The following is a 19,776-nucleotide window of genomic DNA, read 5'->3' as shown; positions in this document are numbered from 1 at the left end:
AGGAAAAATTGATTTGTTGGCGAATAATTATTATTAAAAAGATTGGGTGGGTGTTGTTATGGGAAAGTTGAGTTTTAACAGATTAAAAAGATATGTAAATCCAGAAGTTTTTGATTTTGACACAACTGAAGAAATCCCTCCATTAGAAGGAATAATAGGACAAGACAGAGCGAAAAAGGCAATGGAATTTGGAATTAAAATAAAACAGAAAGGTTACAACATATTTATAACAGGAATAACTGGAACTGGTAAAACTAGTTTTGCCTCCAGTTACATAAAGAAGATTGCAAGAACGGAAGAAAGGCCAAATGATTGGGTTTATGTATATAATTTTGAAAAACCTGCTCAGCCAATAGCGATTGAATTACCAGCTGGAATGGGCAAGCAATTCAAAAAAGACATGGAGGATTTTGTGGAACAACTCCAAAGGGATATACCTAAAGCTTTTGAATCGGATTCTTATGATATGCAAAAGAGTGAGATAATAAAGAAATACCAAGAAAAAAAGAGTGAGCTAATGGAAGAATTAAATACGCTTGCAAAAAGTTTTGGATTTGTCTTAAAAGATACTCGCACAGGTATTATAAGCATTCCTGTTATAGAAGGAAGGCAAATAAGTCAAGAAGAGTTTCAACAGTTAGATGAAGAAGTAAGAAAGGAAATTGAAAAAAGAGCTGCAGAATTTGAAGTAAAAGCTCTTCAAATATGGAAGGAAATACAATCTATTGACAAACAAGCGAGAGATGAAATTAAAAATTTGGACAATAATATAGGTCTCTTTGCTGTAGGTCATTTGATTGAGGATTTAAAGGGGAGATATAAAGTAAATGAAAGTGTGCTAAAATATTTAGAAAGCGTCAAAAAGGACATCTTAGAAAATATTGGAAGTTTTAAGAGTACTGATGGAGAAGATATGCCATTTCCTCTTTTGATGAGGAAAGAAAAAGCCTTTTTAAAAAAGTACATGGTTAATTTGCTTGTAGACAATAGCAATACTGACGGTGCTCCAGTTGTGTTTGAGTATAATCCTAACTATAATAACATAATAGGAAGTATAGAATACGAAAGTGACTTTGGAGTTGCTACAACGGACTTTACTAAAATAAAAGCTGGAGCATTACATAGAGCAAATGGCGGTTATTTAATTTTGCAAGCAAAAGATCTGTTATCTTATGCTTATGCTTGGGATGCTTTAAAAAGGTCTTTAAAGACGGAAAAAATTATAATTGAAAATATATCTTCTCAATATGGATTTTTGTCAATTTCTTCTTTAAAACCAGAGCCTATAAAGTTGGATGTAAAGGTGATTTTAATAGGTACCCCTTATCTTTACTATTTGCTTTACAATTATGATGAGGACTTTAGCAAACTTTTTAAAATAAAAGTAGATTTTAACGAAGAGATGGAGCTAAATGAAGAAAATATGAAAAATATGGCTTCTTTTATAAAGACCCACTGTGTAGAAAACAATTTAAAGCCCTTTGACAGGGAAGGTGTTGCAAAAGTTATAGAGTATAGTACTAGACTTTCTGAGGACCAGGACAAATTAACTACCCGCTTTAACGAAATTGTGGAAGTATTGTATGAGGCAGATGCCTGGGCAGGTTTGGAAGGAAGTCAAGTAGTTACAGGAGTCCATGTTAAAAAGGCTATAGAAGAAAAAATAAAGAGGGTAAATAAGCTAGAAGAAAAAGTTTTAGAATATTTCAAAAGGGACATATATCTTGTTGATGTTGAGGGAGAGAGAGTAGGAGTTGTCAATGGATTAGCTGTTATAAATTTAGGGGATTATGAATTTGGTAAGCCTTCAAGGATAACTGTCACCACATACCCAGGGGAAGAAGGGGTTGTAAATATTGAAAGAGAATCAAAAATGAGTGGTAGAATACACGACAAAGGAGTTATGATATTGACAGGTTATTTAGGGAGTAAGTTTGCAAAAGATTTCCCTTTGACCCTCTCTGCTAGAATCGTTTTTGAACAGTCCTATGAAGGAGTAGAAGGAGATAGTGCTTCCAGTACAGAACTTTATGCCTTCCTTTCAAGCCTTGCAGAAATTCCCATAAAGCAAGGGATTGCTGTAACAGGTTCAGTCAATCAATTTGGCGAAATACAACCAGTTGGAGGAGTAACTCATAAAATAGAAGGATTCTATAAAATATGCAAGCAAAAAGGTTTGACAGGAAATCAAGGAGTGATAATCCCTCATCAAAACGTGGATAATTTGGTTTTAAACGATGAAGTAATAAATGCAGTAAGAGAAGGGCTTTTCCATATTTACAGTGTAAAAACAGTGGAAGAGGGAATAGAAATTTTAACAGGTAAAAGCTTTGAAGAAATCTATGACAGAGTCTACAAAAAATTAAAGTCTTATTACGAGTTACTATCCAATAAAAAACAAGATAAAGGGGATAAATAGTGGAGTGCATAACTAAGGAACAGATAAGAGATTTTGCCCGTGAAATTGGGATTGACCTTGTCGGTTTTGCAAAACCCGATTGCCTCAAAGAAGACCAAGAGCGTTTAAAAGAAAGAGAGGCATTGGGTTTGAGCTGTTCTATCGAGGAGAGAGATGTTTTAAAAAGAATCTCTCCTGAATTTATTTTGCCTGAAGTTAAGTCAATCATAACAATAGCCGTTTCATATAATGTAGACTACGATATTAGACATAGCAATAGAAGTTATGGAATAATTTCAAGAAGCAGCTGGGGGATTGACTATCATAAGGTTTTAAAAGAGAAGATGGAAAAACTTTCTGAATTTATAAAATCAAAATGCCAAGAAGTAAAAACAGTATGTTTAGTGGACAATAACCCGCTTTTAGAAAGAGAAATTGCCTACCATGCAGGGATAGGGTGGTTTGGGAAAAATGGACTTATAATAAACGATGAATATGGTTCATATATTTTTTTAGGAGAAATACTCATAAACAAATATTTTGAGCCGGATGCACCGCAAAAAACTAAATGTGGGGATTGTAATTTGTGTATAAAAGCTTGTCCTACAAATGCTATAGCTGAACCTTATATAATAGATACCAATAAATGTTTGTCTTATATTACAGTCAAAAAAGGCAAAATAGAAGAAAAAATAGCTAAAAAAATGGGCAGAAGAATATATGGCTGTGATACTTGCCAGCAAGTGTGTCCTTTTAATAAAAGAGCAAAAAAGGTAGTAAGGCCAGAATTTGTACCGGATAAGTTACTGCCAAGACATGACTTAATAGAAATTTTAAATATGTCAAAAAAGGAATTTGCAGAAATTTTTGGACCAACTTCTTCCTCTTGGAGGGGAAAAAGTATTATAATAAGAAATGCTATAATTGCTTGTGTCAATACAAAGGAAAAAAGTTGTATAGAGCCTATAAAAAACTTGTTAAAGTCACAAAGTCCTCTTTTGAGAGGATATAGTGCATGGGCTCTTTCCCATTTATGTGAAAAAGAGATTTTAAGTGAAATAGAAGATGCCTTACTTAAAGAAAAGGATGAAATGGCAAAGAAAATGATGATAGAAGCATTAAATAAATTAAAGGGGGATAAAATTGAGAATAACAAAGGATGAAGCTTTAAAAGTTATAGAAATATTAAAAGAAACATATCCTAATGCTAAATCTGGTCTTAAGTTTACAAATCCTTTTGAACTTTTAATCGCCACAATTTTATCAGCGCAGTGTACAGACAAAAAGGTCAACATAATTACAGATAGGCTTTTTAAGAAGTACAAAACTCCCGGAGATTTTTTGAAACTCACTCCTGAAGAACTTCAAGAGGAAATAAGGGAGTGTGGATTGTATAGAAACAAGTCTAAAAGCATATTGGAAACTTGTAGGATTTTGTGTGAAAAATACGATGGCAGGGTGCCTGACACTTTGGAGGAGCTGATGAGTTTACCAGGTGTTGGGAGAAAAACTGCAAATGTGGTTTTGAGCAATGCTTTTTCAAAGCAGGCGATAGCAGTAGATACCCATGTTTTTAGGGTTTCCAATCGCATAGGGCTTGCTGATAGCACAGATGTTTTTACGACAGAAGAACAGCTGATGGAAATAATACCCGATGACTTATGGTCTTTGTCTCACCATCTTCTCATACATCATGGAAGGAATCTATGTACAGCCAGAAAGCCAAAATGTGACAGTTGTCCTGTAAACCATTTGTGTTTATATTTTAAGGGAATAAAAAATTAATATTTTTGTAACCATTTGTAACAATTCTGTAATTGTATTTAAAAGATAAGTATATTATATTTATTGAAGGAGAAATAAAGGGAATAGGAGAGAAGTGAATGCAGACAAAAGGCGGCGTCAAAAAAAATAATTATTTTTACATAGCAATAGTTTTATTGCTTATAGCATTTTTAATATTTTCTTCGTTGTTTTTCTATTTTATATTGAATTCTAAGACCATTGCCAAAGGAGTGTTTGTTAATGGCATAAGTTTGGGGGGATTGACAAAAGAGGAAGCAGTAAGCCTTCTTCAAAAGGAGTTAAAAGCGCCTTCTGATTTTTCTTTGACACTTAAATATCAAGATAAAGTATATAGACTCACAGCTAAAGATATAAATTTAGCTTATGACTATCAAGAAATCGTAGATAAGGCTTACAAAATAGGCAGAGAAGGAAATCCTTTTGAGAGGATAAGAGAAATTTATTTGACAGACAAACACGGTAAATATTTCAACTTCTATCCTGCTTATGATGAAAATAAAATAAACGAATTCATTGACAAAATTTCTAAAGAAATTGAAAGAAACCCTGTTGATGCGAAAATTAAAATTACAAGAGGTATAAGGCAAATCACGGAAGATATAGAGGGGATAAAGGTTGATAAAAATAAGACTTTGCAACAATTAAAAGAGGTTTTAAATGATATGGTAGAAGGAAAAATAGGAGATGCTGAAGTACATATTGCTGTTGATAGAGTGAAAGCGAAAATTACAAAGACAATGCTGGAGATGATAAAGGACAAAATTTCTACTTTTTCTACAATATTTAATCCTCAAGATGTAAACCGTTCAGAGAATTTGGCGGTGGCAGCGAAAGCTGTAGACGGAACATTACTCATGCCAGGAGAAATATTTTCATTAAACAAAACTTTGGGTCCAAGGATAATAGAAAATGGTTATAAACAAGCACCTGTGATAATAGGCAACAAACTTGTTCCGGCTATTGGAGGAGGAGTTTGTCAGGTTGCTACGACTTTGTACAATGCGGCTTTGAGGGCAGATGTCAAAATAACTGAAAGATATCACCACACTTTTCCTGTGGGTTACGTGCCACCAGGACAAGACGCTACCATATCAGGGGATGTGCTGGATTTAAAATTTGAAAATTCTTCTCCGTATCCTATGTATATTGAAGCATATATAAGTGGCAATCAATTTGTTGTAAATATATATGGTTATGCGAAAGACCCTTCAAGGCGTATAGAAATTCATTCAGAGATTGTTGAAAAATATGAACCAAAAATAACTTACATAGATGACCCGACGCTGCCAGAAGGTGAACAAGTTGTTAATGTGGAGCAGCACACAGGCTATAAAGTAAACACCTACCGTCTAATTTATGTAAACAATGTGTTGGTTAAGAAAGAGCTTTTATATACAGATGTGTATAAACCGGTGGACGGTATAATAAAAAGAGGTACAAAAAAAGTCAATAATTTAAAACCCCAAGAGACATTTAAAAAGAAAGAAGAGAATAAAAATAGTCCTCAGGATAATCCCGATACGTCACAAGATACTTTGATTGAAGACCTTACTGGAGAGCCACAAACCATAAATCCTAGCAATTAAAACAAAAACCCCACTTTTAACTACTACAAAAAGTGGGGTTTTTGTTTTAATTGGTGATTTTATGCTGGCAATTGGGACAATAACCGTAAAAGTAAAGTTTTTGTTCTACGAGCTGGTAATCAGTGTGCTTTTTAACTTCCTCCATGACGTCTTTTAGAAGGGATTCATCAAGGTCTTCTACTTTGCCACAGCTTATGCAAACTACATGGGGATGAGATTTTGTGTTGGCATCGTATCTGAAGCTACCTTCACCTACATTTAATTCTTGTATTAATCCCATGTTTTTTAAAACTTCTAATGTTTTATAAACGGTAGCTAAGCTCATTGTAGGAAAATCGGAGGAAAGTTTTTTGTATATGGTTTCTGCGGTTGGATGTTCTTTAGTATTTTTGAGCAAGTTGAGTATTGCCAGTCTCTGAGGTGTAACTTTAAGGCCCTTTTGCTTTAAGAGGGCAGCAGTTTCCTCCATTATATCACTCCATCCCATAAAAGATAATACTTTTCTTTTAATACTTTATGTTTTAATTATATATCTCTTTATTAATAGTGTCAATTATTTTTAAATAAATCAACGATATGGCAATTTACAGTGTTATAATGTATAATTATAGTTGAACAGAATAAATTAAGGAGTTGAAAGGGATGCAATATAAATTAATTGCCATTGATATGGATGATACTCTTTTAAGACATGATAAGACTATATCTAAAGAAAATATAGAGGCACTACACAAAGCTCATGAAAAAGGTATATATGTTGTAATATCGACAGGAAGGGTTTTTGCTTCTGCTTATGCATACGCTGATATTATTGGATTTAGGACCTACATTATTGCAAGCAATGGTGCTTTGATAAGGGACCCAAATAACAATACTATTTACGAAAGTCTGTTAAACTATGACAGCATGGTAGAAATTATAAAGGTTTGTCAAAAGTATAATACATATTTTCAGCTTATAAGTGACAAAACAGTGTTTTCGCCAGAAATAACAAATAAATTTCAAAGGTATGCTGAATGGAATGAGCTATTTAAGACAGAGTTAAAAGTGGATGTTCAGGAGATAAAGGAACCATTAAAAGAGTTGGATAAATTAAAAGATAGTATTTTAAAAATCATAGTTTTTAATGAGGATGTTGAAGTATTAAAAAGCATAAGAGAGAAATTGTCAAAAAATGACTCAATACAGATAACCAGTTCTTATATAGATAATATTGAAATTGTAAATAAAGGTGTCAGCAAAGGAAGGGCACTTGAAATTTTGGGAGGATATTTGGGAATTGAGAGAGAAGAAATGATAGCAATAGGGGATAGTGAAAACGACATAGAAATGATCAAATTTGCAGGATTAGGGGTAGCAATGGAAAATGCCATTGATGAAGTCAAGAAGGTGGCAGACTTTATCACCAAATCCAACATGGAAGATGGCGTGAAATATGTCATTGATAGGTTTGTATTACAATCATGAGAAAGGAGTATTTTTATGAAAAAAACTGTACATCTACGCATAACTGGTCATGTGCAGGGCGTAGGGTTGAGATATTCTGTTTATCAAAAAGCACTTTCCTTGAACATTAAAGGATACGCCGAAAATCTTTATGATGGCAGTGTAGAAGTGGTGGCAGAAGGAGAAGAAGAGAATATAAAAGAATTGATAAAATTCATTAAAACAGGTTTGAGATGGGCAAGAGTTGATAATGTAGAAGAAAGGTGGTCTGATTACAAAGGAGAGTATAATGATTTTCGAATTTATTGATGCCATTCTTCTTTTTTATTTATTTAAACGTTTAAATGTGATATAATAATTATAAAAAGTAATGATAATTTATGTTTTTCGAATTATGGATTTTAAAACATTAATATTAAATTTTAATTGAGGGTGCATGAATATGAAAATGGAATTTGATTTGAGACTCCAGCAAACTCAAAAACTCATAATGACGCCTGAATTAAAACAGGCTATTGAAATTTTGCAACTTAATTCGCTGGAGCTTAATGCCCTTATAGAAAGAGAATTAGAAACAAATCCCCTTCTTGAAAAAGAAGAGGCAGGGGAAGAAGAGGACATATACGATTTGTATGAGTTGTCTAAGTATATAAGGGAAGTTGAGGAGAAAAGCTATTATGATGATTTTGACGATGAAGAAATGGATGAAATTAATTATGAGAATTTTGTGTCTTCAAAGCCTTCATTATTAGACCATCTCATGTTCCAGCTTCACATAACTCCCATCTCTCCTAAGATGCAGAAAATATGTGAATATATAATATTCAGCTTGAGTCCAACTGGCTATTTAAAAGAAGATGTAGAAGAAATTGCCAATAGTTTAGAATGTAGTATAGATGAGGTGTTAGAAGGGCTCGCAATTGTCCAGTCTTTTGACCCGCCTGGAATTGGAGCCCGCAATTTGCAAGAATGTTTAAAACTACAGCTTATGGCTGAAGACAATTACAAGGGACTTATAAAAGAGTTTGTTGATTATCACCTTAATGAAATTGCTGAAGGTAAGTATTCTTATTTAGCAAAATTGTATAACGTTTCATTAAAAGAGGTTCAAGCAGCTGTGGATGTCATAAAAAGGTTAAATCCTAAGCCGGGAAGCAGTTTTTCTTCTACTGCAGATGTAAAGTATATTGTGCCAGACGTCCAGGTGGTAAAAAGAAATGGAGAATATTTTGTAATAGTAAACGATTCATTGCTGCCAAGGCTAAAGATTAACAATTACTATCAGGCGATACTAAAAAGTCACGATGAAGAAGCAAAAAAATATGTAAGTTCAAAGCTACAGTCTGCGATATGGCTTATAAAAGGTTTGGAAAGCAGAAGAGAGACTTTGTACAAAGTGGTTAAGGCTATAGTAGAGATACAAAAAGACTTTTTTGAAAGAGGAGTTAGCTATTTAAAACCTATGACGCAAAAACAAATCGCTGATATGGTAGGTATACATGAATCTACTGTTAGCAGAGCTATAAATGGCAAATACGTTGACACACCTCGTGGGCTTTTTAAGATAAAGTTCTTTTTTCAATCGGGTATATCCAATAAAAACGGTAGTGAATTTTCTGCTGAAACTATCAAAAACCTTATAAAAAAATTAATTGAAGAGGAAGACCCTAAAAGTCCTTTGAGCGACCAAAAAATAGCTGACATATTAAAAGAAAAAAATATTAATATTTCAAGAAGGACAGTGGCAAAATATAGAGAGGAATGCAACATTCCTTCCACCATAAAAAGAAGAAGATACTAAATGGGCATGTAAATGCCCATTTAGCCTATTGAAAAAGGCTTATTAATAGTATAAAATAGTTAATGTAAGTAGTTTTTTGTGAGATGTGGGACATTTATAGAATAACGGGACTTTAAGTGTCCTGAAGAGGGAAAAGGCATGAAAGATATCATAACTTTGCAACAGAAAATAGTACCAGAGCTTATAGAACTTCTCCAAAAAAGATATACTATAATGCGTAATATATATTTTAATCAGCCTATAGGGCGACGTGCACTTTCGCATCGGCTGAATATGGGCGAAAGAATAATCAGAACTGAGGTATCTTTTTTGAAAGCACAAGGATTGGTGGACGTAAATCCATTGGGTATGACCATAACTAAAGAGGGAGAAGAATTAATTGAGAATTTGAAAGATTTTATACATGAGCTGAAGGGTCTTAACAATATTGAGAGTTTATTAGAGGACAAGCTCAACATAGAGAAAGCCATAATTGTACCAGGAGACATAGAACAAGACCCTATGATAAAAAAAGAATTAGGAAAATCAGCAGCGAATTACCTAAAAACTATAATAAATTATGACAGCATCATTGCTTTAACTGGTGGTTCAACTGTGCTGGAAGTCGCTAATGGAATGCCTCAGCTGTATTCGCAATCAAATATAGTAGTTGTGCCTGCAAGGGGTGGATTGGGTAAAGAAGTGGAAAAGCAAGCAAACACAATTGCTTCAGTTTTAGCCAAGAAACTTGGCGGTACATATAAGATGTTGCACGTCCCGGATAATTTAGGCAAGGAGGCAGTAAAAAGCCTTCTTAATGAACCTGACATAAAAGATGTGGTGGAGACTTTGAAAAAGGCTGATATATTGATATTTGGCATAGGACGTTCTGATGTGATGGCGGAAAGAAGGAATTTGACAGAAGAGACTAAAAAGTTTTTGATGGAGCGTAATGCTACCGCAGAAGCTTTAGGATATTATTTTGATAAAGAAGGTAAGGTAGTTTACGCAACTCCCAGCATTTTCTTGACTTTGGAAGACTTGAAGTTTGTTAAAAATTTAGTAGCTGTATCCGGCGGGAAAAATAAGGCTCAAGCTATTGTTTCTACTTGCAGAAGTGGCAGTGTAAAAGTGCTTGTGACTGATGAAGGAGCTGCCTTTGAAATTTTAAAAATTGTTTAATGCACCTTTTGAGGTGTTTATAAAATAAAAATATTGTTTTAAGGAGGAATATCAAATGGGTATTAAAGTAGGTATTAATGGATTTGGCAGAATAGGAAGAAACGTATTTAGAGCAGCATTTAAGAAAAACGTCGACCTTGAATTTGTCGCTATTAACAATTTAACTGATGCAAAGACATTGGCACATTTATTAAAATACGATTCTACTTTTGGCAAATTTGAAGGAGAAGTATCTGCTACAGAAGACTCATTAATTGTAAATGGCAAAGAAATTAAGATTTTTAAAGAAACTGACCCTGCAAAGCTTCCTTGGGGCGATTTAGGAGTAGACATTGTAATTGAATCAACAGGTAGGTTTACAAATAAAGAAGATGCTGTAAAGCATATTAAAGGTGGAGCAAAGAAAGTCATAATTACAGCACCTGCAAAAAATGAGGATATAACGATTGTGTTAGGCGTAAATGAGAACATGTACGATCCTCAAAACCATCATGTAATTTCAAACGCTTCTTGTACAACTAACTGCTTAGCGCCATTAGCAAAAGTCATTCATGACAAATTCCGTATCAAAAGAGGTATGATGACAACAGTTCACTCTTACACAAATGACCAAAGAATACTTGACTTACCTCACAGTGATTTAAGAAGAGCAAGGTCTGCTGCTATGTCAATAATTCCTACTACTACAGGAGCGGCGAAGGCTATCCATTTAGTAATTCCTGATTTGAAAGGGAAAATGAACGGTTTAGCTATGAGGGTTCCAACTCCTGACGTATCAGTAGTAGACCTTGTAGCAGAAGTCGAAGTTCCTGTTACAGTAGAAGAAGTCAATGCAGCATTAAAAGAAGCTTCAGAGACATATCTAAAAGGCATTTTGGGTTATACAGAAGAGCCATTAGTTTCAATGGACTTCAAAGGAGACGACAGGTCCTCTATTGTAGATGCTTCGTTGACAATGGTAATAGATGGAACAATGGTAAAAGCTGTTTCTTGGTATGACAATGAATGGGGTTACTCCAACAGAGTCGTAGACCTTGCAAAATATATTGCTGAGAGACTCTAATGTAGTAAAAGGTCCGTGTCCATTTATGGACCGGACCTTTAAATCCTAATATAAGGAGGTTTTTGTGATGAAAAAAACCGTGCGGGATATAGATGTGGCGGGAAAAAGAGTTTTAGTTAGAGTAGACTTTAATGTGCCTATGGATGAAAACAAAAATATAACAGATGATACTCGTATAAAAGCAGCACTTCCTACTATTGAGTATTTAATAAATCACAATGCTAAAGTAATACTGGTATCCCACTTGGGAAGACCAAAGGGCAAAGTAAATCCAGAATATTCTTTAAAACCTGTTGCAAAAAGGTTGTCAGAGCTTTTAGATAGACCGGTTATCATGGCGGAAGACGTAATTGGAAATGACGCAAAGGCAAAAGCTTCTGCATTAAAAGAAGGGGAAGTCTTACTTCTTGAAAATGTGAGATTCCACGCAGAAGAAGAGAAAAATGACCCTCAATTTGCAAAAGAGTTAGCTTCTTTAGCGGATATATATGTAAATGATGCTTTTGGTACAGCTCACAGGGCTCACGCTTCTACTGCAGGTGTTGCAGCGTATCTACCAGCAGTATCCGGATTTTTGATTGAAAAAGAACTTACTATAATGGGAGAAGCCCTCGAAAACCCAAAAAGGCCTTTTGTTGCAATATTAGGTGGGGCTAAAGTGTCTGACAAAATAGGCGTTATAACAAACTTGTTAGAGAAAGTAGACAGCCTTTTAATTGGCGGTGGTATGGCTTATACATTTATTAAAGCAAAAGGCTATGAAATTGGAAAATCTCTTTTAGAAGAGGACAAAATAGAGTTGGCAAAAGAATTGATGGAAAAGGCTAAGCAAAAAGGTGTAAATTTGATGCTGCCTATTGATACAGTTATTGCCAGGGAATTAAAATCAGGTGTACCTTATGAAGTAGTTGATATAGATAAAATGCCTCAAGACCAAATAGGAGTTGATATAGGACCTAAGACTATTGAGGAATACTCAAAAGTGATAAAACACGCGATGACTGTCGTGTGGAATGGACCTATGGGAGTTTTTGAAATACCTGAATTTGCAAAAGGCACAGAGGCTATTGCGAAAGCTTTGAGTGAGTGCAAAGGTATCACAATAGTAGGTGGTGGTGATTCTGCAGCCGCTATAGAACAATTAGGATATGCAGATAAAGTCACTCATATTTCTACCGGAGGAGGGGCTTCTTTAGAGTTTTTGGAAGGCAAAGTATTGCCAGGAATTGATGTTTTAAATGATAAGTAAAGGGGTGATCATTTTGAGAAGACCAATAATTGCTGGTAATTGGAAAATGCACATGACCCCTTCTGAAGCGGTGAAGTTAGTGCAAGAGTTGATACCTTTAGTAAAAGACGCAAAAGCAGAAGTAGTAGTCATACCTCCTTTTGTCGACTTAACAGAGGTGAGTAAAGTTATCCAAGGCACAAATATCCTCCTTGGGGCTCAAAATATGTTTTGGGAAGAAAAAGGAGCGTATACTGGTGAAATTTCTCCTCTCATGCTTAAAGAAATAGGAGTAAAATATGTTATAATAGGCCATTCTGAAAGAAGGCAGTATTTTGGTGAGACTGATGAAATGGTGAATAAAAAAGTTTTATCAGCTTTGTCCCATGGTTTAAATCCCATCGTTTGTGTAGGAGAATCTCTTTCTCAAAGAGAAGAGGGTAAAACTTATGATGTGGTTTTAAGTCAAACTAAAGAAGCATTAAAAGGCGTTTCTAAAGAGGATATTGCGAATGTCGTAATAGCTTACGAACCCATTTGGGCTATCGGTACTGGCAAAACAGCTACAGCTAAAGACGCCAATGAAGTCATAAAAGCTATAAGAAATACTATAGCTGAGCTGTATGGAAAAGAAAAAGCAGATTTGGTTAGAATACAATATGGAGGAAGTGTTAAGCCAAGTAACGCTTCCGAACTTATGGCAGAAAGCGATATTGACGGTGCTTTAGTAGGGGGAGCAAGCCTTGTAGCAGCAGATTTTGCACAAATTGTCAATTATTAAGGAGAGGATTATATGCCTGAAAAATTAGTGATGCTAGTTATACTGGATGGATTTGGACTATCAGACAAAAAAGAAGGCAATGCAGTATATTTAGCAAATACCCCAAATTTAGACTTTTATTTTAAAAAATATCCTCACACAACTCTTTCAGCCAGTGGCCTTGCAGTAGGACTTCCTGAAGGACAAATGGGAAATTCAGAAGTAGGACATTTAAACATCGGTGCTGGAAGAATTGTATATCAAGAACTTACAAGGATTAGCAAAGACATAAAGGAAGGAACATTCTTCCTCAAAAAAGAGTTTTTAGATGCGATAGAAAATGTAAAGAAAAACAACTCAAAGCTACATCTTTTTGGTCTTTTGTCAGATGGAGGGGTTCACAGCCACATAACTCATTCGTTCGCTCTTATGAAGCTTGCAAAAGACCAAGGATTAGAAGAAGTATATGTTCATGCTTTTTTGGACGGGAGAGATGTTCCACCCGCTTGTGCAAAGGAATATATAAAGCAGTTTGAAGAAGAGTCCAACAGGCTTGCCATAGGGAAAATTGCTACAATTTCCGGAAGATACTATGCGATGGACAGAGACAAAAGGTGGGAGAGAACTAAAAAGGCTTATGACGCGATAGTTTTAGGTAGAGGGGTTTATGCCAATTCTCCAATGGAAGCAATAGATATTGCTTATTCAAAAGACCAAACTGACGAATTTGTTGAGCCGACTGTTATTCTTGAAAATGGCAGACCTGTTGCAACTGTCGATGCAGGAGATTCTATAATCTTCTTTAATTTTAGGCCAGATAGAGCGCGGCAGCTTACAAGGTCTTTTGTGGAGGAAGTATTTAACCATTTTGAGAGAGAAAAAGGATATTTGCCTGTGTTCTTTGTCTCTATGACGCAGTATGATGATACATTTAAAAACATCCATGTTGCGTATAAGCCTGAAAAATTAGAAAATACTCTTGGTGAATACCTAAGCAAAAAAGGATTAAAACAATTGAGGATTGCAGAGACAGAGAAATACGCTCATGTCACTTTCTTTTTCAACGGTGGTGTGGAAGAGCCTAATGAAGGGGAAGAAAGAATTTTAATTCCTTCACCTAAAGTGGCTACATACGATTTAAAGCCAGAGATGAGCGCCTATGAAGTTACAGATACTGTAATACCGAAGATAAAATCTAATCAATATGGTTTTATCCTTCTGAATTTTGCAAATCCAGATATGGTAGGACATACTGGAGTTTTAAATGCTGCTATAAAGGCAATTGAAGCAATAGACGAATGCTTAGGAAGAATAGTGAATGCTGTACAAAGTGTGGGCGGGACGATAATTATAACTGCAGACCACGGCAATGCAGAAGAAATGATAGACCATAATACAAAAGAACCACAAACTGCCCATACTACAAATCCAGTTCCTTTTATAGTGATAGGTGAAGGAGATATTGATTTGAGAAAAGACGGTATATTAGCCGATATTGCTCCAACTGTATTAGACATAATGAAATTGTCTATACCTCAAGAGATGACAGGTAAATCTTTAATCATTGGAAGAAAATAAAATTTAAAAAGAAAGGAGAAGTTGACATGTCATCAATAATTGATATTTTTGCGAGAGAAATACTTGATTCAAGGGGAAATCCCACAGTTGAAGTGGAAGTAGAATTAGATAGCGGTGCAGTAGGAAGAGCTGCTGTACCTTCAGGAGCTTCTACAGGTGCTTTTGAAGCAGTTGAATTAAGAGATGGAGACAAAGCAAGATATTTAGGAAAAGGCGTATTGAAAGCTGTTCAAAATGTCAATGATATCATTGCTCCAGAACTAATTGGAATGGAGGCACAAGACCAAGTCGCTATCGACAAAGCGATGATTGAATTGGATGGAACTCCTAATAAAAGCAAATTAGGGGCAAACGCAATTTTAGGGGTATCACTAGCAGTGGCAAAGGCAGCAGCTGAGGAATGTGGTTTACCTTTGTATCAATACCTTGGCGGTGTCAATGCAAAAGTACTTCCTGTACCTATGATGAACATATTAAACGGAGGTAAACACGCCGACAACAATGTAGACATCCAAGAATTTATGATAATGCCTGTTGGTGCTCCAAACTTCCGTGAAGCATTAAGAATGTGTTCAGAAGTTTATCACAATTTGAAAAATGTTTTACATTCTAAAGGATTAAGCACTACAGTTGGAGATGAAGGAGGATTTGCACCTAACCTTACATCAAACGAAGAGGCAATTCAGGTGATTCTTGAAGCTATAGAGAAAGCTGGATATGTTCCAGGAGAAGATATAGCATTAGCATTGGACCCTGCAGCTACTGAAATGTACAAAGAAGATGGGAAATACCATTTTGAGGGTGAGGGAATTGTAAGGACATCTGCTGAAATGGTAGATTTCTTAGAACAGCTTGTAAATAAATATCCTATCGTCTCTCTTGAAGATGGACTTGCTGAAGAAGATTGGGATGGATGGAAACTCTTGACCGACAGGCTCGGTAAAAAAATTCAAATTGTCGGTGACGATATATTTGTAACAAATACTCAAAGACTTTCAAAAGGTATAAGCATGGGAGTTGCAAATTCAATACTCATAAAACTTAATCAAATAGGAACATTAACAGAAACACTTGACGCTATTGAAATGGCAAAAAGAGCAGGTTACACAGCTGTTGTGTCTCACCGCTCAGGAGAGACAGAAGATTCTACAATTGCAGACCTTGTAGTTGGAGTAAATGCAGGGCAAATTAAAACGGGAGCACCTGCAAGAACTGACAGAGTTGTTAAGTACAATCAACTTTTAAGAATTGAAGAGGTTTTAGGAAATACAGCCCAATATCTTGGTAAAAATGCTTTTTACAACGTAAAAAAGTAATTAAAAGGGGATCCAAATGGGTTCCCTTTTTTAATAGTCTGTGTAAAATTATAAGTTAGGTAATATTGCTGACATTTTGCACAAGAGAAGCGACTTGACAGCCCGGCACTCAACCGAAAATGTTAAAAAAGGAGAATAAGAGAAAGGACCAGCCCGTTCAGTTGAGTGCCGGGAAACTTAGCGAGACCGAAAGACGGAAGCGGGGACGAAGCCAAGGATGGCGGAGGCGGGCACCTATTAACTTTTGACACACACTTTTTAATAAAACCTCTTGATTAAGAGATACATTATAGATATAATATAGTATGTGGTATTGTGTTTTTGCAGAGCAAAAATTAGAGATAAGGCGGTGTAAATATGCTAAAAACTGTACTCATGGTTATACACGTTTTAGTTAGTCTTTTCTTAATAGCTGTGATACTTTTGCAAAAAGGTAAAAGTGCAGGCATTTCAGGAGTAATAGCAGGAGGAGCAGAAACCTTCTTTGGTAAAAATAAAGCCCGTACTATGGAGGGAACTTTAGAGAGGCTTACTACCATAGGAGCAGCGGTTTTTATAATTTTGTCTATGGTATTGACGCTATTAATGGCTAAATAATGGCAAAAGACGGCAATATTTGAAATGCTAAAAACCCTTAATGGGTTTTTATTTTTACCGACCATTATTTCAAAAAGGCCGGGTGGTCCAATGAAAATTAAAATTCGAGAAATTACCGAGGAATTAGAATATCAGATGCTTTCCCCCTATGCGACAAAAAGCCGCGAAACCCGCGGCAGAGATAAATATGAGGAAAAGTGTGACATAAGAACTGATTTCCAAAGGGATAGAGATAGAATTATCCACAGTAAGGCTTTTAGAAGGTTAAGCCATAAAACACAAGTCTTTATTTCTCCAGAAGGTGATCATTACCGCACGAGGCTTACACATACGTTAGAAGTGGCGCAAATTGCTAGAACTATTGCAAGAGCGTTGAGGTTAAACGAAGATTTGACAGAAGCAATAGCATTAGGCCATGATTTGGGACATACTCCTTTTGGACATTCAGGAGAAGAAGTTTTAAATAGGCTTTTAAAGGAAGGCTTTAGACACAATCAGCAAAGTATAAGAGTAGTTGAAATTTTAGAAAATGATGGCAAAGGACTTAATTTAACATGGGAAGTTAAAGATGGAATATGTAACCATTCTACTTCTGGAAATCCTCAGACTTTAGAAGGACAAGTCGTTCAAATTTCTGATAAAATAGCTTATATCAATCATGATATAGATGATGCCATAAGAGGCAGAGTTTTAAATCCCGAAGATTTACCTAAAGATTTGATACAGATTTTGGGAGACAAGCACAGCAAAAGAATAGATACTATGGTAAGAGATGTAATAGCGAATAGTTTGGGGAAACCATGTGTATCAATGAGTAAGGAAATTTATGAAGCAACTTACAGTTTAAGGGAGTTTTTGTTTGAAAAAGTTTACATCGGTTCAAAAGCCAAAAGGGATGAAGAGAAGGCTAAAAAAGTAGTAGAGCAATTGTTCTACTACTTTTACGATAATGTCCATAAGATGCCTCAAGAATTTGTAAGACTTGCTGAAATTTACGGTAGAGAAAGAGCGGTAGCAGATTATATTGCAGGCATGACAGATAAATATGCTTTGTTTAAGTATAAAGAGATTTTCTTGCCAAGTCCATGGTTTGAACAAAATATTTTTTAAGATTAATAAATCTAAAAGAAGGATTTTTAAATTTTTTGTCGAATATATATTGGTCGTCACTATGATAATTTTATTATCAAAAAGGAATTTAACAATTTTTGTCGAATAGAATAATTAGGTGATATAGATGGCTTATTCAAGAGAAATGATCGAGAGGGTAATTGAAGAAAATGACATAGTGGATGTAGTTTCAGAGTACGTAGAATTAAAAAAGTCAGGGAGAGAATTCAAAGGTTTATGCCCTTTTCACCGTGAAAAAACACCATCTTTTAGTGTGAGCCCAGAAAAACAAGTATATCATTGCTTTGGCTGCAATGCCAGCGGAAATGTTGTAACCTTTGTGATGAATGTCGAAAATCTTACTTTTAAAGAAGCTATTGAATTTCTTGCTGAAAGAGCTGGAATAACTCTCACAGAAACTTATCTTACTGAAGCAGAGTATCGAAAAAAAAAGCTTATTGACGAAATATATAAAGTAAATAAATTAGCTGCTATGTACTTTTACAACAAACTTTTTTCGGAAGAAGGGAGACAAGCGTTAGCTTATATAAAAAAAAGAGGATTGACGGAGAGTACTATAAAAAAATTTGGATTAGGGTATTCGCCATCTCAGGGAGATAGTTTGTTAAAATTTCTAAAAGAAAAAGGTTATTCAGAAGATTTTCTTGTTAAAGCAGGACTTTTGTCAAAAAAAAATAATAGTTATTATGATAGATTCAGAAACAGGATAATGTTTCCGATTATAGACGTAAAAGGTAATGTAATAGGATTTGGAGGACGTTCTATAGCTGATACTCTGCCAAAATACTTAAACACTCCCGAGACAGAGGTATTTAAAAAAAGGAAAACGTTGTTTGCAATAAATTTTGCAAAAAAATCTCAACAAGATAAGTTTATAATTGTAGAAGGATATATGGACGCAATCTCCCTTTATCAAGCTGGAATAGACTACGTTGTCGCTTCTTTAGGAACTGCTTTGACGTTGGACCAAGCAAAACTAATAAAAAAATATAAAAAAAATGTCATAATAGCATACGATTCAGATGAGGCAGGCATTAACGCTACCTTAAGGGGGCTTGACATTCTTGATGAATTAAATTTAAATATAAAGGTATTAAGTATACCTCAAGGTAAAGACCCTGATGAGTTTATAAAAAAAGAAGGAGTGGAAGTATTTACTCAACTTATAGAAAAAGCCGATAGTTTAATTGAGTATAAATCAAAAATCTATAAAAAGAATCTCAATATGGATAGCCCTCAAGACAGGATACTTTACATTAAAAAAATTGCAAGAGATATTGCAAAAATTTCTGACGAAGTCAAAAAAGAAGTCTATATTTCTGTTGCAGCGAAAATCGCTCAAATACCTGAGGATGCTGTGAGAACAGAAATTAGTCGTTTTGTCAATAGCAAAATTGAAAAAAATCAAAAAAATATGTATATGGCTGGCAAGATAAGGCATAATATATACAGTAGTAGTAAAATATCACCAGAAAAGTACTTGATTGCTTTGCTTCTTTATGATAACGGTATTTATCCAAAAATTAAAGGTAGAATAGATAGTGATATGTTTGAGAATGTTAAATTAAAGCCAATTTTTGATGAGATAATAAAAAGGTTAGAAGATGGTAAAAAAACAGATGTAAATGATATTGTCTATCTTTTGGAGGAAGAGACTCTTATCTCTGAATTTACTGATATAATCAGAATCTTTTATGCAAGCGATGATATAACAGAGCAAGTCGTCAATGATACTATTAACAAAATCATTTTCAATAATTTAATCAAAAAAAGAGAAAAAATCAAAGAAGAGATAAATAAAGCGCATATTGCTGGAAATATAGATGCTGAAAGGCAATTATTAATAGAATTACAAAATTGTGAAAAGGAGATGCTAAAGATAAAAAATGGCTAAAAGGAGAGAAA

The 19,776-nt window shown here is 34.8% G+C and carries 17 protein-coding genes; 16 read left to right on the top strand and 1 reads right to left on the bottom strand.

From position 1 onward, the window contains the following. Positions 1-58 precede the first annotated feature (58 nt). The 4 genes from TKV_RS08005 to TKV_RS07990 all read left to right on the top strand — a co-directional run bounded on the left by TKV_RS08005 (position 59) and on the right by TKV_RS07990 (position 5,790). Positions 59-2,419 carry a Lon protease family protein gene (locus TKV_RS08005; RefSeq protein ID WP_049685492.1) on the top strand — a complete coding sequence of 787 codons (2,361 nt, stop codon included), beginning with the start codon at positions 59-61 and terminating at the stop codon, positions 2,417-2,419. Then, positions 2,419-3,561 carry a tRNA epoxyqueuosine(34) reductase QueG gene (queG, locus tag TKV_RS08000; RefSeq protein ID WP_049685491.1) on the top strand — a complete coding sequence of 381 codons (1,143 nt, stop codon included), beginning with the start codon at positions 2,419-2,421 and terminating at the stop codon, positions 3,559-3,561. The genes TKV_RS08005 and queG overlap by 1 nt, the downstream gene beginning before the upstream one ends. After that, a complete protein-coding gene (nth, locus tag TKV_RS07995; RefSeq protein WP_049685490.1) occupies positions 3,542-4,183 on the top strand; it encodes an endonuclease III in 642 nt (213 codons plus the stop codon). The genes queG and nth overlap by 20 nt, the downstream gene beginning before the upstream one ends. Before the next feature lie 98 nt (positions 4,184-4,281). Continuing rightward, positions 4,282-5,790, top strand: a complete 1,509-nt coding sequence (locus TKV_RS07990; RefSeq protein WP_049685489.1) for a VanW family protein — start codon at positions 4,282-4,284, stop codon at positions 5,788-5,790. Between the two features lie 46 nt (positions 5,791-5,836). Here the strand turns inward: TKV_RS07990 and TKV_RS07985 are convergent, their stop codons facing one another. After that, a complete protein-coding gene (locus tag TKV_RS07985; protein ID WP_049685488.1) occupies positions 5,837-6,259 on the bottom strand; it encodes a transcriptional regulator PerR in 423 nt (140 codons plus the stop codon). A 173-nt stretch (positions 6,260-6,432) separates the two neighbouring features. On the opposite strand from TKV_RS07985, the gene TKV_RS07980 reads away from it, so the two are divergent. The 12 genes from TKV_RS07980 (at position 6,433) to dnaG (ending at position 19,765) form a co-directional block, all read left to right on the top strand. After that, positions 6,433-7,257, top strand: a complete 825-nt coding sequence (locus TKV_RS07980; RefSeq protein WP_049685487.1) for a Cof-type HAD-IIB family hydrolase — start codon at positions 6,433-6,435, stop codon at positions 7,255-7,257. A 15-nt stretch (positions 7,258-7,272) separates the two neighbouring features. After that, positions 7,273-7,545: an acylphosphatase gene (locus TKV_RS07975; protein WP_049685486.1), complete on the top strand. Its 273-nt coding sequence runs from the start codon at positions 7,273-7,275 to the stop codon at positions 7,543-7,545. 133 nt (positions 7,546-7,678) lie between these two features. Continuing rightward, positions 7,679-9,037 carry an RNA polymerase factor sigma-54 gene (gene rpoN / locus TKV_RS07970; RefSeq protein ID WP_049685485.1) on the top strand — a complete coding sequence of 453 codons (1,359 nt, stop codon included), beginning with the start codon at positions 7,679-7,681 and terminating at the stop codon, positions 9,035-9,037. 138 nt (positions 9,038-9,175) lie between these two features. Beyond that, positions 9,176-10,198, top strand: coding sequence for a sugar-binding transcriptional regulator (locus TKV_RS07965; RefSeq protein ID WP_049685484.1), 1,023 nt, complete (start codon positions 9,176-9,178; stop codon positions 10,196-10,198). A 55-nt stretch (positions 10,199-10,253) separates the two neighbouring features. Continuing rightward, a complete protein-coding gene (gene gap / locus TKV_RS07960) occupies positions 10,254-11,261 on the top strand; it encodes a type I glyceraldehyde-3-phosphate dehydrogenase (protein ID WP_049685483.1) in 1,008 nt (335 codons plus the stop codon). A gap of 67 nt (positions 11,262-11,328) precedes the next feature. Next, positions 11,329-12,510: a phosphoglycerate kinase gene (locus TKV_RS07955; RefSeq protein WP_049685482.1), complete on the top strand. Its 1,182-nt coding sequence runs from the start codon at positions 11,329-11,331 to the stop codon at positions 12,508-12,510. A 13-nt stretch (positions 12,511-12,523) separates the two neighbouring features. Further along, positions 12,524-13,270, top strand: coding sequence for a triose-phosphate isomerase (gene tpiA, locus TKV_RS07950; RefSeq protein WP_084574339.1), 747 nt, complete (start codon positions 12,524-12,526; stop codon positions 13,268-13,270). A 12-nt stretch (positions 13,271-13,282) separates the two neighbouring features. Then, positions 13,283-14,827: a 2,3-bisphosphoglycerate-independent phosphoglycerate mutase gene (gene gpmI, locus TKV_RS07945; protein ID WP_049685480.1), complete on the top strand. Its 1,545-nt coding sequence runs from the start codon at positions 13,283-13,285 to the stop codon at positions 14,825-14,827. A gap of 26 nt (positions 14,828-14,853) precedes the next feature. Then, the gene (eno, locus tag TKV_RS07940; RefSeq protein ID WP_049685479.1) at positions 14,854-16,143 is read left to right on the top strand and encodes a phosphopyruvate hydratase; all 1,290 of its coding nucleotides are present in this window, start codon (positions 14,854-14,856) and stop codon (positions 16,141-16,143) included. A gap of 357 nt (positions 16,144-16,500) precedes the next feature. Next, the gene (gene secG / locus TKV_RS07935) at positions 16,501-16,740 is read left to right on the top strand and encodes a preprotein translocase subunit SecG (protein ID WP_049685478.1); all 240 of its coding nucleotides are present in this window, start codon (positions 16,501-16,503) and stop codon (positions 16,738-16,740) included. A gap of 96 nt (positions 16,741-16,836) precedes the next feature. Continuing rightward, on the top strand, positions 16,837-17,850 hold the full coding sequence (locus tag TKV_RS07930) for a deoxyguanosinetriphosphate triphosphohydrolase (RefSeq protein WP_049686251.1): 1,014 nt from the start codon (positions 16,837-16,839) through the stop codon (positions 17,848-17,850). 127 nt (positions 17,851-17,977) lie between these two features. After that, positions 17,978-19,765, top strand: coding sequence for a DNA primase (gene dnaG / locus TKV_RS07925; RefSeq protein WP_049685477.1), 1,788 nt, complete (start codon positions 17,978-17,980; stop codon positions 19,763-19,765). Positions 19,766-19,776: the final 11 nt, after the last annotated feature.

The sequence above is a fragment of the Thermoanaerobacter kivui genome (genome assembly GCF_000763575.1).
Lineage (GTDB): Bacteria > Bacillota > Thermoanaerobacteria > Thermoanaerobacterales > Thermoanaerobacteraceae > Thermoanaerobacter > Thermoanaerobacter kivui.
Note: the sequence above shows the minus strand (reverse complement) of the source record. Positions and strands in the feature narration are given on the sequence as shown.